The sequence below is a fragment of the Serratia sp. DFXYC6 genome (assembly GCF_057196085.1).
In genome coordinates, this window is the sequence record NZ_JBXUNV010000001.1 from 807,433 (window position 1) to 825,353 (window position 17,921).

13 protein-coding genes are annotated in these 17,921 nt (G+C 55.5%); 12 read left to right on the forward strand and 1 reads right to left on the reverse strand.

All coding sequences use genetic code 11. The features are described 5' to 3' along the window. Positions 1-166 precede the first annotated feature (166 nt). Complete coding sequence (locus AC2CGQ_RS03975; protein WP_004935320.1) at positions 167-394, reverse strand: hypothetical protein; 228 nt, start codon at positions 392-394, stop codon at positions 167-169. Between the two features lie 245 nt (positions 395-639). Here AC2CGQ_RS03975 and AC2CGQ_RS03980 point away from each other — a divergent pair, with 245 nt between their 5' ends. The 12 genes from AC2CGQ_RS03980 (at position 640) to AC2CGQ_RS04035 (ending at position 17,786) form a co-directional block, all read left to right on the forward strand. Beyond that, a complete protein-coding gene (locus AC2CGQ_RS03980; protein ID WP_004935318.1) occupies positions 640-930 on the forward strand; it encodes a hypothetical protein in 291 nt (96 codons plus the stop codon). 704 nt (positions 931-1,634) lie between these two features. Then, positions 1,635-2,210 (forward strand): helix-turn-helix transcriptional regulator, encoded by a 576-nt coding sequence (locus tag AC2CGQ_RS03985; protein ID WP_004935315.1) that lies wholly within the window; start codon positions 1,635-1,637, stop codon positions 2,208-2,210. 108 nt (positions 2,211-2,318) lie between these two features. Beyond that, on the forward strand, positions 2,319-3,188 hold the full coding sequence (locus AC2CGQ_RS03990) for a hypothetical protein (RefSeq protein WP_033632663.1): 870 nt from the start codon (positions 2,319-2,321) through the stop codon (positions 3,186-3,188). A 34-nt stretch (positions 3,189-3,222) separates the two neighbouring features. Further along, positions 3,223-9,009: an amino acid adenylation domain-containing protein gene (locus AC2CGQ_RS03995; protein WP_484593489.1), complete on the forward strand. Its 5,787-nt coding sequence runs from the start codon at positions 3,223-3,225 to the stop codon at positions 9,007-9,009. Between the two features lies 1 nt (position 9,010). Beyond that, positions 9,011-9,838, forward strand: coding sequence for an HAD family hydrolase (locus AC2CGQ_RS04000; protein ID WP_049240761.1), 828 nt, complete (start codon positions 9,011-9,013; stop codon positions 9,836-9,838). Between the two features lie 131 nt (positions 9,839-9,969). Beyond that, positions 9,970-10,203, forward strand: coding sequence for a hypothetical protein (locus tag AC2CGQ_RS04005; RefSeq protein WP_004935304.1), 234 nt, complete (start codon positions 9,970-9,972; stop codon positions 10,201-10,203). An 84-nt stretch (positions 10,204-10,287) separates the two neighbouring features. Then, entirely contained in the window at positions 10,288-10,686 is a 399-nt protein-coding gene (locus tag AC2CGQ_RS04010) for a hypothetical protein (RefSeq protein ID WP_004935300.1), read from the forward strand. 70 nt (positions 10,687-10,756) lie between these two features. Further along, complete coding sequence (locus tag AC2CGQ_RS04015; RefSeq protein WP_172574807.1) at positions 10,757-12,265, forward strand: PhoPQ-activated protein PqaA family protein; 1,509 nt, start codon at positions 10,757-10,759, stop codon at positions 12,263-12,265. A 626-nt stretch (positions 12,266-12,891) separates the two neighbouring features. Beyond that, complete coding sequence (locus AC2CGQ_RS04020; RefSeq protein ID WP_075201887.1) at positions 12,892-13,431, forward strand: fimbrial protein; 540 nt, start codon at positions 12,892-12,894, stop codon at positions 13,429-13,431. Positions 13,432-13,487: 56 nt separating this feature from the next. Continuing rightward, entirely contained in the window at positions 13,488-14,171 is a 684-nt protein-coding gene (locus AC2CGQ_RS04025) for a fimbrial biogenesis chaperone (RefSeq protein ID WP_004935289.1), read from the forward strand. A 54-nt stretch (positions 14,172-14,225) separates the two neighbouring features. After that, entirely contained in the window at positions 14,226-16,802 is a 2,577-nt protein-coding gene (locus AC2CGQ_RS04030; RefSeq protein WP_131164890.1) for a fimbria/pilus outer membrane usher protein, read from the forward strand. Between the two features lie 42 nt (positions 16,803-16,844). Further along, positions 16,845-17,786 carry a fimbrial protein gene (locus AC2CGQ_RS04035; protein ID WP_004935283.1) on the forward strand — a complete coding sequence of 314 codons (942 nt, stop codon included), beginning with the start codon at positions 16,845-16,847 and terminating at the stop codon, positions 17,784-17,786. The last annotated feature ends 135 nt before the right edge of the window (positions 17,787-17,921 follow it).

A 17,921-nucleotide genomic window follows, 5' to 3' on the forward strand; every position in this document is an offset into this window, starting at 1 on the left:
ATAAACGCATGGGTTTTTTCATCATAGTGATACCCAGCTTGTTTTTTTGGATAATGGTTTTTCTGACCTTATCTATTTTTTGATTCTTTGATGTAAAAAAAAGCACCCGCGAAGGTGCTTAAAATGAAACGAATTAAAAAAAGGAAGGGATGATTATGAATTGTTATTACAGTTTAGAGATGATCTGCAATCCGCTGGAAATCAGCGCATCGACGGCCAGACCAATACCTTTACCGATGGTGCCGACAACGGTTTTTGCATCCGGGTTAACACCGGCAATCGCGGAAATGGTATCAATACCTGTACCTACCGCACTGCCAATCAGTGTGCCTACGTCACCAAAAAAACCAGCACCGTTAACTTGTTCAATTTCTACTGCGGATAGTTCTTTCATGATTGAAACTCCTTTTTCAGTTAGCCCTTTACTTCAGGCCATTTCATTATTGCAAATCAGGTCATTTTTTCAATAAAACTCGCGCTGTTTTTTTATACTATTGTGTTTTTTGTTAGATTGATTTTGCATCGTTAGATTATATATTGCCGAAGCCTGGATTGTTATATCTCACTCGCCTTGAACGGCGGCGGTTTTATGAGGTTATTATTTTAAATCGGAATGATATATACCAGAAGGGAGACCTTATGAAGGTATTGACGACGCCGGAAAGACCTTTCCGGTATGATGAGCTTGCGGATAAAATTATCCGGGAGGCCAGGAGCCGCTTGGGGTGCGCCGTTCTGCGGTTTTTAGACTGCATGATCCTGGGGTATGGCCCGCCGGTGATAGTCTTTGATATCTATAATAATCACGGTAAGTTGCAAACGTTCAAAGTCATTCTTCCTCTTGGGAGCGACAAGCAGCTAAAAAAAGATCACCTCGGATTGGTTTCCTGTCTGGAGGCCAAAAAGCTGATGAGGATCAAAAAAATATAATTCATCCCGCTCGTCAACGATGCCGCGTTATCTTTCTGCGCTGCGCATCACTCCTGAAAAATCGTTACTCCTACCAGGCATTTCTTGCGCGGGCGGCCGATGGGTTCGCCTCCTTCTTTTTTGTTGCCGTCTACATGAAAGGGCGGGAATCACTTACTGCCATAAAGTGTAGCTTTTTTTTATGCAATTTTTTTACAATAAAATGAATATGGTTATACTCTGTTTAATAGGGTCTGCGATGACCCCGCCGCCACGGACGAAAAAAGCATTATCCTGCCTTTATCATAAGTAAATTCCTAATGCATAAACGGATTCTCTTAACAATCAATGTCGCGCAATGTTATGTTCTATATTATGTGTTTTTTCGATATTTATCTGGATATATTGCGCTCTTGGAGTAAAATTAACGTATCAGAGAAAAATCTTAGCACCGTGATGCTGATGGCAATGATGCCTTATAAATATATCTTACGATAACAATTTCCCTTGCGAAGCGCGGCAGCTTACCGCGTCTTGCTTTTGTATGCTCTCCAGGGCAGATGATTTATATAACCCTATATAAAATGCACTTTTGCGAGGCATGGTCTTTTTTGCTTCGCCTATAACGCTTTTTTATTAAAAAGCACGTTAAAACAAAAAATAATCACAGCAATGATATTGCAGTAAGGAGAGTGAGCAAGCGTAGTCAAAAGGGAGGTTTGTTAATGGAGCGCGTCAATATCGCTATTGTGGATAAAAATCAATTCTTCAAGCTGGGGTTGAGTCTTGCCTTGCAAGAAGGTTTTCTCACGAATGGCATTAAGGCCAAGATCACGGGAGAAGAACGTGCCAACATCATATTCAGGGCGCCGGACAAGCGGGTGTCCATAAATTTTTGCCATACCCAGCTTTTGCAGGGCAACTTTTCTTCTATTCCGCTCTATTTTTCAATATTGGAGCATAAAAAGACATTCCCTAAAATTCATTGCAATTTGGAGGCCGGAAGTATTACGCGCAAAGACAGCGTGGCGGCGATCGTGGACAAGGTCATGTTCTGCTATCGCAAGAAAAATAGTTTGGTTTCAAGCTATTGCCCGCGTTGTCGTACCCAGCTGACCTTTAGCGAGGGGAAAGTGTGCCGTTTGATCCATTTGGGCTATTCACAAAACCAAACGGCGATGTTGCTCGGCATCAGCCCGAAAACGGTGAGTATTCATAAACGTTCGGCCATGAGAAAACTGAACATCGATAATAATATTGAATTTTTGCGCTGGCTAAAAATGCACAGCGACTCTTGTTAATCAGGGAAAGGAAGCGAACGGTCCGGCGCCGTATTATCAACGGCGCTGAGCGGTCATCTTTTATTGATTTCCGCCTAGCATGGAATCGGTTTTATAGGGAGATAAAACATGGCTGTCTTTGTGAGGGAAGCGGTTTCTCATAATCATTTCAAATTATTGCAGGAGCTTTATGGCAGAGATTTGGGCGGGGAGCGTTTCCTGCACTGGAAGCATTTGCTCGATCCGCATTGTGGGGCGCCGATGGAAAAAACGGGCATATTTTACAAGGATCAAGAACGTTATCTCGGGATGTTTGTATCCAGTTTTTATCCTTTTAAAATCAACAAATTGTCTTTTAATGTCAATATGCTTGGCGATCTTGGGATCCACCGTCAGGTCAAATCTTCCACCGTCTTGAAAGACTTTTTCCTGCAGGCTAAGCGTTCGGATGTGGCGGCGGATATCTGCTTTTCCGATGACAGGAAGATCAGGGTTTATGAAAAGATTTTCAGAAAGTATTTAACCACCAATACGCAAATCTATCCCTTCGTCGAATTAACCTTAAAGCCTGATAAGTTTATGGCCTTTCGTTTTACCGAGGGCGGCCAAGCGCGGCAGGCCAGTTTTATCAATAATCTGGGGCGAGAAAAAGATCATCGCGCATTTGAATATATTGAAAAACATCCTCTGTATCATAAAATTCATTATATCAATAAAGGCAATCTCTACGCTGTGATTGGCTGTTCCAGTGAGTGTGCCGAACTTTTGGATATTTCCAATCCTTCCAGGGAGTGTTTTTCCTGGGCCATCGGCGTTTGTCGGCACCTGCATAGCCGTTGCAAAGTGATGATCCCTACTGGTTTTTACAAGTCGATTTGCGCTCAGGCGGCGGAGGTCATTGCAGAAAAGCGCATCAACATGCTGATCGGTTATTACTCAGAAAAGATAAGCGAGCTGATGCCGAAAGAGGTTTGGGTATGCCGCATGGATCGCCGTTAAGCAGGGCACGTGTATTCTAAATGGAGTGTTTGTCATGGAAGAGATTCCTGTATCACCCTATTCAAAAGTTTTTATCGATGAATATGACCGCCATCCAGAGGGCTGTAATTACAACGTATTGGTGCTGCAGCGTATTGAGGGCGCGCTGGATCCCATCAGATTACAAGCTGCGCTGAATGCGCTGGTGCAAGATCATGTCCTGCTGAACAGCCATATTCATGAACAGAATGGCGAGCTGTATTGGCGTCGCAATGACGCAATCCATCCTTTGCAGCATTACACGGACCGCACGCTGCTGACCCAAGTGATTCGCCAGCCCTTCGACATTTACCGCGGGCCGCTTTATCGTTGGGCGCTTTTCGCCGAGGGGGCGGGGCGCTATACCCTGGCGCTGGTGGGCCATCATCTGGTGATCGACGGCGCGTCTTCCGACGAGTTTTTCTCATTGGTGAGCCATTACTATGGTCAACAGCGGCTGTCGACACGCCTCGAGGCGGCCGAGATTGCCGCCATCAACCGGCAGCTGCAGCGCGAGGTTGAACAACTGGCCGCCGACGGAGCGCTGGCGCACTGGCGGGCCGAAGCGGCAAATTTGGGCGCGATAGACGTGCCCTTTGAGAAAAGCGGCGCCGTGCGAAACGATGAGGCGGCCGAGCTGCGTTTCCAGGTGCCCAAAGCGCAATGGAAAGCGCTGAAGCAGGGCGCGGGAATACGGCGAATGAATGACTTTCTGGCGTTGCTGGTGCTGTGGGGCATCTTGATGGCGCGCAGCGGCAATCAGGAAACGGTCTATATCAGCTATCCGGTGTCGATAAAAAAGGGGCAAAGATTTGCGCTTGGCGGGCATGTAAACACCAGCGTGATGCCCCTCTCGCTGCGTGATGGCGAAGGCTTCGCCGCCGTTTATCAACGCGCGCTGGCGTTTATTACCGCCGCGGCACCGCACTCGCGCCAACGGTTTAACCAACTGCCCACGCAACAGGTGGTGCAGGCGCTGGGGATCCGCGCGATGCCGATTTCCTTTGCCCAGACCAACCTGCGCGATGCGGCCTTGGCGCTGGCCGATTGCGCCACTTCGCCGCTGTTTGAAGCCAACCACGATATGGCCAGCGCGTCGCTTTCCCTGGAATATGAAGATCGGGCCGACAGCGATGCCTTGCAGTTCCGGCTGCGTTTTCGTCAGGACATGTTTGACGAAGAAGATATGCGCGGCTGCGCGGAACATTTCATGCGCTTGATGCAAGCGGCGATGCGCGCGCCTGACGCGCCTTTACGCCACCTCGCCTTTTATCCCGCCGCCGACATGCCGCCAGATGACGACGCGGCCCCCGCGTTGCCGAGAGAAACCCTCAGCGCCCGGTTTGAGGCGATCGCGCTGCGTTATCCGGATAAGATTGCGCTGGAGTTTGAGGGGCTGCATGTCAGCTACCGTGAGCTGAACGGCATGGCGAATAGCCTGGCGCGCGAAATTGCGCTCCGCTACCAAGCGCTGACCGGGGGCGCCCCCCAGGCGGATACGCTGATTGCGCTGTACAGCGAGAAAAGCCTGGAAATGGTGGTGGCGCTGCTGGCGGTGCTGAAAACCGGTGCGGCCTATGTGCCGCTCTCCTGCAATTATCCTCAGGCGCGCATTCGGCATATTCTCGAAGAAACGCGCGCGCCGGTGCTCATCGCCGGGGAAAGCCTGCAGTCGGCCGCCGAGGCGCTGGCGGCGATGATGCCGCACGCCGTGTCCGTCCTCACGCTGGGCGATCTGAACCGCCTGCCACACGAGCGGCAGAATCTGCCGGCCGTCACCGGCGCCGACCGGCTCGGCGCGGTGATCTATACCTCGGGATCGACGGGGATCCCGAAAGGCGTGATGCTCGAGCAACACGCGATGTGCGGGTTGGCGACCGCGTCCGGCATCGCTGTCACGCCCGATGACGCGTTGCTCTTCCTCTCGAGCCCGGCGTTCGATGCGGCGACGTTCGAGGTGTGGGGCGCATTGCTCAACGGCGCCAAATTGGTCGTCGTGCGCGACACGGAGGATATCGCCGGCGATGTGCCGCAGCTGGAAGCCTTGCTGCGTCGGCAGCAGGTATCGATTCTGTGGGCGACGCGCAGCCTGTTCGATCATCTTTACCTCAGTCACCCCGACCTGTTCGCCGGGCTGCGCTGTCTGCTGGTGGGCGGGGAGGCGCTGACCGCCACGCTGATGCAGCGCCTGGTGCGGCAAGCCAACCGCCCGCAGCAGGTCATCAATGGCTATGGCCCGACGGAATGCACCACGTTCACCACGATGTACGCCATCGCGGCGGACGAAACCCGCAGCAGCATCCCGATTGGGCGAGCCATACCGGGGCGCGAACTTCATGTGCTGGATCGCTGGCTGCAGCCGTTGCCGCCAGGGCTGGCCGGCGAGCTGTATATCGGCGGAGACGCGCTGGCGCGCGGCTATCTCAACCAGCCGCAGCAGACGCAAGAGCGTTTCATTACGCTGAACGGGCGACGCTTGTATAAAAGCGGCGATCGGGTGCGAGCGTTGCGCGACGGCAACCTGGAGTATCTCGGCAGAAACGATTGCCAGGTAAAAATCCGCGGTTTCAGAATTGAACTCAGCGAAATAGAAAATACGATCAATGCGCTGGAGGGCGTCGAGAAATGCGTCGTGGTGGATGTCGTCCATCGCGATAGCAAGCGCCTTGCCGCTTATGTGCTGATGGCGCGGGGCGAGCCGCTGGATCCTGCCGATTTGCGCGCCCGGCTGGAGCGGATCCTGCCGGATTACATGGTGCCGTCCAGCTATGTCGCGCTCGACGAGATACCGCTGACGGTGAACGGCAAGCTGGATCGCACGGCGCTGCCCGCGCCGCAATTCGCGCAAGGCGAGCGATATGCCGCGCCGCAGAACGCGCTGGAGGCGTTGATTTGCGCCCTGTGGGCGGAGATCCTCGGCGTTGAACGGGTAGGGGTGGATGACGACTTCTTTCGTTTGGGCGGCGATTCGATCCAAAGCATCGTGTTCACCAGCGAATTGAGCAAGTCGGGCTATCACAGCAACTCGCGTGCGGTGTTCGAAACCCGGAATGCGCGGGCGCTGGCCAAGCGCATTTTGCAGCAACGGGAGGCGATTGCGCCGCTCAATGAACAGGGCGAGCTGCAGGGCGAATTCGAATTGCTGCCGATTCAGCGCTGGTACAACGAGCAGCCGCCGCAACATCGCGCCTTCTTCAACCAGACTTTTTTGGTGCGGGTGCCGCCGATGTCCGCCGAGCGCGTGGCCGATCTGGTGAACGGGCTGGCGTCGCGCCATGACATGCTGCGCGCGCGGTTTAGCGCCGACGACGCCGGCGCGCTGGTCGCGCAGCGCTATCTGTCGGTGGCCGACGGCGGCCCTTCATGGGGATACTATGACCTGGCGCTTTGTCGCCAAAGCCGCGCCGAACTTCTGCATCAATGGCAATCGGGGTTTGATCCGGTAGAAGGGCCGCTGTGCCGCTTCGTCTACATTTTCGACAGCAGCGCGCCCGGCTACGCGCTGATGTTCTGCGCATTCCATCATCTGATCATCGACGTGGTGTCCTGGCGCATCATCGTCAGAGACATGCGACGATTGCATCAGGGGGAATCGCTGTCGGCGAAAGGCACCAGCTACCGGCAGTGGGGCGAGACGTTAAGGCACTACGCGGCGAGCCGGCATGACCAATGCGCTTACTGGTTGGCGATGATCGCCGGGCAACCCGATTACGCCACGCTCAGCGAGGGGGCGCAGAGTCCGGCGTTTTGCCGCTTCGAGTGCGACGCGGCGTTGACGACGCTGTTGATGGACAGCTGTCATCAGGCCTACCGCACCTCGATCCGCGATGTGTTGCTGGCGGCGCTGGCGCCGGTGTTGCAGGCCTGGCATGGCCGTGCGGACAGTTACCTGACGCTCGAACACCATGGCCGCGATATCAATGACGATAAGATCCAGCTCGACGACACCGTCGGCTGGTTCACCGCCTTACTGCCTTTGCGCATCACCGCCCATCAGAGCCCAAAACACACGCTGCGCGCCATCAAGGACGCATTAAGAAAGATGCCGGATCACGGCATCGGCTATTCGGCGCTGAAATACGGTTCAGCGTCGGACGACGAAGCGATAGCCTGCCTGCGGCGCCACCGCTTGCCGGCCATTTCATTCAACTATCTCGGGGTCTTTAACGAACAGACTGACGACGCCTTGTGGGCCTTGATCGACCAAACGGCGGATCTGGAAAACGGCGCGCTGCCGGCGAGCGACAATGTGCTGGATCTGGTGCTCTACGTGCACGGCGACCGGCTGAGCATCGTGATGTCGGGCTTATTGCCGCAGGCGACGCTGGCCCGGATCGGTTCGCACTATCGGGAGAGCCTGTCGGCGCTGGTCGCACACTGTTGCCACGAGGCGAGCCAGGGCGTTCGCCTCGCCAGCCCGGGGGACTTCCCCCATGCCAACGTCAGCCTCGCCGAGTTGGACCGCTGGCAGCAACGTCATCGCATCGCCGCCGTTTTCGAGGCTACGGTCACGCAGCGGGAATTGATGTATTTCAACCGGCTTAACCGCGAGTATCAGATCGATCAGGCCGTTTATGAGGTGGCCGGCCCGCTGCAGCCGGAGGTGTTGAACCAGGCCTGGTCGCTGGCGCTGCAGCGATTTGAAATGCTGCGCGCAGGGTTTGGCGATCAAACCCGCCGTGGGCGGCCCAACGTCTTCATCTGCGAGACGCTGCAGGCGCCGATCGCGATCGAGGATTGGACCGACGCGCCGCCGTCCTCGCTGGAAGAAAGGATGGAAGCGCTGTTGGCCCGGGAACGAGAAACCTCGTTTGAGCTGGATGCGCCGCCGTTGATCCGCTGGCGCCTGATCAAGTTGAACGCCGATGAGCACTATCTGGTGCAGACCTTTAACCATATCTTGTTCGACGGTTGGTCCCTCGGCGTTCTGTTCGAACACTGGTTCAACGACTATCTCACCTTGCTGGAAGGGGGCGCGCCGGCGCTGGAAATTAACCGATTTGAGCCTTTCGCCGCTTATGTGCGCGCGCACGGCGACGATCCCGAGGCGCAGGCGTTCTGGGCGGACTATTTGCGCGGGGCGCCGGTCAACCAACGTTTGCCGTTGAGCGCTTCGCCGGCTGCCGCGCCGCAGGGGCGACGCATGCGGCAATATGGCGCGGAATTCAGCGCGGAACAGGTGGCAAGCCTCACTGCGTTTTGCCGGCGCCAGGGGATCACGGTCAATCAACTGACGCAGCTGGCCTGGATGCTGGCGCTGGCCGAAGCGCTGGCCTGTGACGATATCGCGATCGGCACGACCATGAGCGAGCGCCCGGCGGACATTGAGCAGGTGCAGACGCTGTTTGGCCTGTGTGTCGCCAGCCCGGTGCTGCGCCTGCAGGCGATTCGCCGCCGGCCCATTTATGCGTTGCTGACCGATATCGCGGCTTCCCAGACGCTGAGGCAGAAGTACGCCTTTTCCGAACTGAACCGCTACGACGAACAATGGGTGCCCACTTCGCCGTTCGGCAGCCTGTTTGTGTTTGAAAACATGCCACAACCGCAGAAGGATCCGCGCTTGCCGTTTACGTTCCAGGTGACGGATATCGTCAGCGGCAGCAACCACCAGACGGTGCTGTGCTTGTTCCCCGAAGCGGAACGGCTCGCCATTTCACTGTTTTATGATTCTCACGAGATAGCTCAGGAGACCATCGTTGCGGTAGGACGCCGTTTTCAGGCCATTGCGCTCGCGATCGCCCACCTTCCGCCCGACAGCGAAATCCGCGCCGAAGACGGGATTATCCAGGCGGAGGAGGCGTGATATGTGGCTTGCTATCGACGGCAAAATAAAATACCGGGCGATCGTGAGCGATCTTGACGGAACCTTGCTGGATCCTGCCGGAAATCTGTCTGATCTGACGGTGGAAACGCTCAATATCCTGCATGCCCGCGGACTGGAAATCGTCATCGCGACAGGCCGTTGCGATGCGGATGCGCGCGGGATTGTGGATGGCTTGGGGTTCTCGCCGGCGATCGTCTCCTGCAATGGCGCGATGGTCAATATCGAGGGGCGGCCGGTGGCGGATAAAAGCTATTTCCTGCCTCGCGACAGCCAAATGATGTTGATGGATTACCTCTTCGCCTGTCCGCTTCACGTGACGTTGTTCACCCAGGAAGGATGGATGATGGCCGAAGAGAATCCGCATTTTGCCGACTATATCAAAGCCTCGGGCGTCGCTTGCCGCTATGTCGAGCCGGAGGCGATGAAACGGCAACCGATCCTGAAAGTGCTGCTGCAGGGGGAAGCGGCGCTGATCGAGCGGTTTTACGACGAGGTCAGTCAGGCTTTCGGAAAAACGCTGTCCATCTGTAAGTCCTCTGCGGAAACGATAGACATCATGGATAAGCATATTTCCAAGGCCAGAAGCGTGGCCGACTATCTGAGCGCCAAACAGATAGCGATGCGCGATTGCCTCTCTTTCGGCGATGCGATGAACGATTTGGACATGCTGCGCTGGGCCGGAACGGGGGTGGTGATGGGCAATGCGATGGGCGAATTGAAGCGCGCGCTGCCGTTTAACCCGATTGCGTTGCCCAACAGCCGCAATGGCGTTGCCGATTATCTCTGCCGTGAGTTCGGCCTGTTCTGACATTGTCACCGCCGCGCGGGTGAACGCATTGGCAACAGGGTCTTTCGTGGGCAGATAACAAGGAGGTGAACAAACAGTGAGGGTTTCATTTTTTCATTACTAAACATGTCGATAAATACAAAGGAGACAGTATGAAAGAACTGACTGAAGCAGAAGTCATGGCGGTTTCCGGCGCAGGCATCGCTTCCGATGCCGGCAAAATCCTGGGCAATGGCATTGGCGCCATCGTAGATGCCGGTACCGGTCTATTCGGGATCCACGCGGATGCGGCGGGCGCCGGCGCCAAACTCGGTGAGGGCATTGGCGCCGTCATCGATGCCGGGATTAGCGCCTTTTCGCAGCTGTTTGGCCGTAAATCGTCATAAGCCCGGCCCTTAATGAAAAGTGCCCGCAAGGGCACTTTTACCTCGCACATGTCGGGAGCCGGAAGAACGGCAAAGGGAGAGTTCATGGCGAATAAAATCATCTTGATCATGGCCATCAATCTGTTCGTGGCGGTGGCGTTGGCGGTGTTTAACTTTATCTATATCCAAAAGAAGGTGGATATACGCGCCCCCAATGACGCCACGCCCTTTCAGGTGACCGAGAAAGCGCAGGGCAGGATCGTCTCCATGCAGCAGACCTCGGTATTTCTGAACAACAATCCTGTGGTGGCGTTTACGTTGGAAATCAACGCCAGGCGCAAACAGTTTACGATCGCTGACCATCGGGAGGTCGTGCTGTATATCGCCATGAGCCGTTATGAGGAAAACGGCGTTTACAGCCTATTGCTGGGCGAGAACGACAGGGACGTGGCGTTCGAAAAGGACAGCTTTGGCTATCCGATACGCTTTCATCAGGTGCTCTAGGCGCGCGGAAGGTTTCCTGCCGCCAGGCGGCGTACAAGGGATTTGCCACGGACAAAGGGGGGAGGAAAAAATGCTAAAACGCATCGGATACATCGCGCTGATTTGCCTGGCCTTAATCGGCGGCCGGCAGGCTATGGCGGCAGAGGAAGATCGCTGCTTTGCGGACGAACATTCCGCCTTGCACACCGTTATTCCTTGTTATAACAATCAGTTGGCGATGTTGCCTCTGTCATATTCGTTAAAGGGCGTGGATAACGGCCATGACGTGTCGATACGTCATTATCGGTTGATGTCGCAATCCTGGTCGCCGCAAGACGCCATCCGGCCGACGCAATGGTGGCACGATGTGGATATTTATATCCCCAACGGGGCGCTTGCCCGTAAAGCGTTGGTGCTGATGAGCGATGACTGCGCTTGCGCCGCCGCAGGGGCGAGCGGGGCAGGCAAGCAAAATGCGGCGTTTTCCGTCACTACGCCAGCGGCCTTGGCGGCGGAAAGTCACACCATCGTGATTGTCGTCAACCGGTTACCTTATCCGTACCTGGAATATCAAAATGAGGGGCGGCATCGTGCGGGGGAGGACAGCCAGGCCAGAGGCTGGCGATTGTTCCTGGACGATGCGGATGAATACTTGATGATGCCGCTGGCGATCCCCATGACGGCGGCCTTGTCGCAAACCATGACGCTGGCGCAGCGCGAATTGAGCCGGTGGGGGATAGATAAATTCATCGTGGCGGGCGCGGCGAGCGGCGCAACCGCGGCGTGGCTGGCGTCATTGTCGGATGAGCGCATCGATGCCGTCGTCGCCATGTTCCCGGATGGGGTCGCGGCGCGGCAGGTCTTGAAGCATACCTATCGTACGTATGGCGGCCGTTGGCCGTTGGCGTTTCATCCTTATTACCAACTCGGCATCGATCGGCGCATAGAGACGTCGGCGTTCGACAAACTGATGCAAATAGCGGATCCCACCGCTTATCCGCCGCCGACGGCGGGAGCGCGGCCAGCTGTACCGAAATATGTCATCATCGCCAGCGGCGACGAACGTTATCCGCCGGACAGCACGCGATTCTATTTCAGCGCCTCAGCGGGAGAGGCTTCGCTGCGCGCGATTGCCGACGGGGATCGCGTGGCAAGCCGGCCGGCCGCCGAACGCGCCATACTGGCGATGATCAAGCGCCGCCAGCGCGATATCGCGTTGCCGACGATCGAGGTGCAAGGCAGCGCCGCGGATGCTGCGGTGCGCACGCTGCGTTTTTCCGAACCGCCGGCCACCGTGCGGCGCTGGAGCGCGCACAACCGCACGGCGCGAGATTTTCGTTATTCGTGCGGCGTACGCTTTACCCCGGAGCCGTTGGCCGCAGCGGAGGCCGATCGCGGCGAGTTTCGTCTGGCCGTCCCGGCGCAAGGCTGGGAGGCCACCTTTATCGAGGCGGTGTTCAACGATGGGTTTATCGCGACCACGCCGGTCTTTATCACGCCGGACGATAACTATCCGTCCGCCGTTCCCGCGGGCGATGGCCTGGCGTGTGAAACCCTACCCGGCAGAGGGCTGGGTGAAGATTATCGCCATGACGATTAATTAGCGGCGCCGAAAAACAATAAGGCGGCAATGCGTTATTATGCGCGACAGAGCGCATTGTCGCCTTATTATCGAAATAGTGAACGGCGCCAGACAGAATATTTCTGCGTAACGCCATTTTCTCGTTGTCATATGATCGCGCCGGTTTCACGAACGGCGAATTCCTTATTCTCCCTCCTTTATCGCCATGCTTTTGCTATTCTGCTTCCCCTCTTGCTGTCGCCGCGTCGTGATGTCTTTCGTAATATAAATGTCATTTATTTCAGTGCGAGTTTTTTCGCCCGGTTTTCATTTTACGGCGATGTCACCTGATTTTTCGCCTGAGGGGGAAATGAGGAGGATCTGGCGAAAGCGCCTTCGAATAGCGCGAGAATAAATTCTCTTGCTGCCAGATGAATGAATCAAGAAACGCCGATTTGGCGGTTTTTTCAAAATAAAATTAAGAATGATGCTAATTCTATTTGGGGTAATTATCTTTTCTCATCTTTACATTGATTTTATGTATTGCTAAAGGGGGAAAGCTAAGCATAATTAACTGTGAAAGGAGCGGGGCTCCTATTCTCCCTGTCCGGGATCTCTGTGGCGGGGATATTTTGAAGTCTGTCTAATCAAAAGGAGAAGTACCCATGATGGAAAAAAAAGTGATTATGTTGGCATTTGTCGCGGCAGCCTGTTCAAGCGCTTTACCTGCTCTGGCAGCAGATGGTCAGGTTAATTTTACCGGGAATATTGTCGATGCTGCGTGCAAGGTCACGAATGACTTGAGTAATCCATTAAATGTTGTTTTGGGTGATGTGGCCCGAACGGCATTTGCGGGTGGCAAGGGATCAACGTCCAGCGCGACAAAATTCACGCTGGAAGTCACCGATTGTCCGGATACGGTAAACAGCGCCACCGTTAAGTTTGACGGCGCGGCCGATAACGGCGACAGCAACGTATTGCAGCTGACCCAGGAAACGGATGTCGCTACCGGCGTCGGTATCCAACTGTCTGATATTTCTAACAGTGTTCTGCCGCTTTACACGGCGTCGACGGCTTATCCGTTGGCTTCCGGCAGCGGCGTAAAAAATAACCTCGATTTTACCGCCCGCTATATTTCCACGCAGGCAGATGTGACCGCCGGTAAAGCCAATAGCGTCGCCACCTTTACGCTGAATTATAACTGATAATATTTTCTTGCCCGCTGGTTCACAGCGGGCTGTATTGCCTCGGAGATAATATTATGCGTTTTAATCGCTACGGCGCCTTAGCGGCTTTCATTATTTTATTGTTTGCGTCTACGGTTCACGCCGGCGTGGTGATTGGCGGGACGCGGGTGATATTCAACGGCGAAAAAAAAGAAGCGTCAATCAGCGTGGAGAATCCGGATAAAGAACCGTATTTGATTCAGTCCTGGCTGGAGAATCAACAAAGCGGGGTGGATAAAATCGCGTTTATCGTTACGCCGCCTTTATTTCGGCTGGACGGCAACCAGGAAAATATGCTGCGCATCGTGAAAGTGGGCGATGACTTACCGAAAGATAAAGAAAGCTTGTATTGGATGAATATTAAATCCATTCCTTCAACAACCCAGACGGGTAAATCGAATACGCTGCAAATAGCGGTCAAGACCCGCATTAAATTGATTTATCGGCCGGCGCCGCTGCTCCGTCAGGTACCCGAAGAGGTGACGCAGCAGCTGAAATGGCAGCGTGTCGGTTCAGAATTAAAACTCACCAACCCAACGCCTTATTATATGAACTTCCATTATGTCCGTATCGGGGGGCGGGAAATGAAAGAGGTGGCGTATATCGCGCCGATGAGCAGCGAAATGTTTGCATTGCCCGTGGCGGGCGCAACGTCGGTAAGCTGGAAATTAATTAATGATTATGGCGGCACAGGTAAAGAACATCAGTCAGGTATTTAATCTGTAAGGGAAGGCAGAAAAAGGGATAAAACATTTCAATAATGGAGCTAATGAATGATAACTCAAAAGCGTATATTAGCGAAGCGGGATGCTTGGCTGAAACGCATAGCCTTATTCACGGTAACAACGGCGGTATGCGGCAATATGGCTAAACCCGCCTTCTCTCGTGACTATTTTAATCCGGCGTTGCTGGAAACCGGGCGCTCAGGCCAGCAGCACGTCGATCTGTCGATTTTTGAAAATGGCCAGCAGGTTCCCGGCACGTATCGGGTCGATATTTGGGTGAACGACATGCTGCTGGAAACGCGCGAGGTGTCGTTCGTTCTGCGGGCCGGCAGCGACGAGAAGGCCGATCTGCAGCCTTGTCTGACGCGGGAAGATCTGAAACGGCTTGGGGTGAAAGTTGAGCTGTTTCCCGGTTTGGCCGGCGCCGATCGCTGCGCGAATTTGGCCGCGATCCCACAGGCCTCGGCGCAATTTCAATTTAACCGCCAACGCCTGATGCTGAGTATCCCCCAGGCGGCGTTGGAAAATAAGGTGCGCGGATACGTTCCGCCGGAACAATGGGATGAAGGCCTGCCGGCGATGCTGCTGAACTACGGCTTCACCGGCAGCAACAGCAAGGGGCGCGATCGATTCACCCAGAGCGCAAGCAGTTATTACCTCAACCTGCGGCCGGGCTTCAACCTGGGCGCCTGGCGAGTGCGCAACTACACCACCTGGAGCTACAACAGCGCCGGCGGCGGGCGAGCGTCGGAGGATCGTTGGGACTCCGTCTATACCTACGCCCAGCGCAATATCATCCGCCTGAAAAGCTTGCTGACGCTCGGCGAAAGCAGCAGCCCGTCCGATGTGTTTGACAGCGTGTCGTTTCGCGGCGCGCAGCTGGCTTCCGATGACGACATGTTGCCGGAAAGCCTGCGTGGTTATGCGCCGGTGGTGCGCGGCATCGCGCGCAGCAATGCGCAAGTGGTCATTCGCCAAAACGGCTATGTCATCTACCAGAGTTACGTTGCGCCGGGCGCGTTTGAAATTTCGGACATGTACCCGACCGGCGGCAGCGGCGATTTGGAGGTGACTATCAAGGAGGCGGACGGCAGCGAACAGCACCTGACCGTTCCCTTCGCCAGCCTGCCGGTGCTGCAACGCGAAGGGCGGCTGAAATATGCGCTGACCTCGGGGCAATACCGCACTTACGATCACAGCGTGGATAAAAAGATCTTCTCGCAGGCCAGCCTGATTTATGGCTTGCCCGCCGGTTTCACCCTGTATGGCGGCGGCCAATTCGCCGGGCCGTATCAATCGCTGGCATTGGGTCTGGGCAAGAACCTGGGCGAGTTCGGCGCCCTGTCGGCCGACGTCACCCAGGCGTGGGCAAAGCAGGAGCATCAGCCGAAAAGCGATGGTCAGTCGTGGCGTGTGCGCTACAGCAAAAATATCGTCGAGACGGGGACGAACTTCGCCATCGCCGGCTACCGCTATTCGACCAGCGGCTACTATGGGCTGCAGGAAGTGCTGGACACCTATCGCAGCGGCAACCGTTACGCCCCGATAGACCGCCGCAAAAATCGCGGCGAAATCACGCTGAACCAGAATTTATGGGAAGGGGCGGGGTCGCTTTCACTCAGCGCGGTCTCCGAAGACTATTGGGGCTCCGAGCGCAATATGCAGTCGCTGAGCGCGGGTTACAACAATAGTTGGAATGGCATCAGCTACGGTTTTAACTACAGCTACAGCCGGAATTCACAGGCTATTTACGGCGATTCGAACCGCGGGCGCATTTACGATCGCGATCAGATCTTCGCTTTCAACATCAGCGTGCCATTAGAGAAATGGCTGAGCAACACCTACGCCACCTACAACCTCAACACCAGCAAAAAAGGCAATACCAGCCATACGGCGGGCCTCAACGGCACGGCGCTGGCCGGCGGCAACCTCAGTTGGAGCGTACAGGAAGGGTATGGCAGCCAGGGCCAGGGCAACAGCGGCAACGCCAACGCCGACTGGCGCGCGACGTACGGCGAACTCACGGCGGGCTACGCCTACGATCGCAGTCAACAGCGCGTCAACTACGGGGTGAAGGGCGGGGTGATCGCCCATGAAGACGGCGTGACCTTCGGTCAACCGTTCGGCGAAACCGTCGCCCTGGTACAGGCAGCCGGCGCGAGCGATGTGGCGGTCGGCAATCAGGTCGGGGTGAAAACCGACTGGCGCGGCTACGCGATCGTTCCTTACGCCACGCCTTATCGCAACAATTCGATTCGCCTCGATGTCGACAGCTTGCCGGATGATGTCGATCTCGAGTTGACGAACCAGTCGGTCACGCCGACTCGCGGCGCGGTGAGCCGGGCGAATTTCAAAGCCAACGTCGGCAGACGGATTTTGATGAAGGTGACGGACTCGCAGGGGGCTCCTCTGCCGCTGGGCGCCAGCCTGCGTCTTGCCGAGGGGGCGACTCAGCCGTTTCTGGTCGGCGGCGACGGCGTGGTCTATCTGAGCGGCATGGCGGAAAAGGGCCTGCTCATCGCGCAGTGGGGCAGGAATGGCGAGAACCAATGCCGCATCCGTTACCAGTTGCCGGCGGAGCCGCCGTCAGCGGGTCTCCAAACCCTAAATGGCGTTTGCCAATAGATCTCGCTCTATCTCCATCATGACTTTTAAGTGAGAGTGAAAATGAACGTTTTTCTCAGGATATTCGGTTACGGCGCCCTGGTGTGGCTGGCGACGCTCACGACGGCGGTTTATGCCGGCACCTGTACCACCAACGCGAAAACCGCCCGCATGGGGTTGCTGACGCTGGCCGTGGATCCGCGCATCGAAGTCGGCGAGCAGCTGGCTGTTCGAACCGAGAACAGCATGAACGGCACGACGTTTTCTTTTCTTTGTTCCGGCTCGGTCGCCTATCGCTCCATGTCGCCGCTGACGCCGAGCGCGCTGCCCGGCGTATTTGAAACGGGCATCGAGGGCGTGGGGGTGACGATTTCAGACTTATGGCAGAGCAATAAGAACGTGCCCGTCAACACGGCGATTTCGCCCAACTTGCTGACGCCATGGATCAATCGAAACGATGTTCGGCTGACGTTTATTAAAACCGGTCCGATCAAAACCGGCGGCGATATGGGCGGGAAAATTATCGCCAGATATTATCTGGATTCGACCTCCATTTTGGATCTCAGTATTTCCGGCATGAAGGTCATTCAGAAAAGTTGCCTGGTTGATTTGAACTATAAAAATCAAACGGTGAATCTGGGCAGCCCTAAACGCAGCGAGTTTAACGGCGTCGGCAGCACGGCGGCGTCTTCCGAACGCAATTTTTCCGTGGTTCTGCAATGTCAGGAGGACAATATTCCGGTTCAGGTCACGTTCGAGGCGGCCGGAAATTCGCCAGGCGTGGGAATGATTGATATCGCCGACGGTGCCGATGCGGCGAAGGGCGTCGCCGTGGAAGTGTTGGATGAGAACCGTAATCCATTAACGTTTTCCAGACCGATCAATTACCACACCGCGGCTGAAAAAGAGATCAGGATCCCCTTGATGGCGCGCTATAAGCAAACGGGAGCCATTAGCCCCGGGCAGGCCGACGCGGTGATGACATTCACCATTACGCAGAATTAAAGAGACCCCCATTAAAAATATAATGTCGTCTGTTCGCGCGACATTATTGGTGGCATCAGGCGCTGCAGGCCGATGCCAATGCAATGACAACACGCATGTATGGCCGTGTTTGTCCGTTTAAATATGGAGATTAAC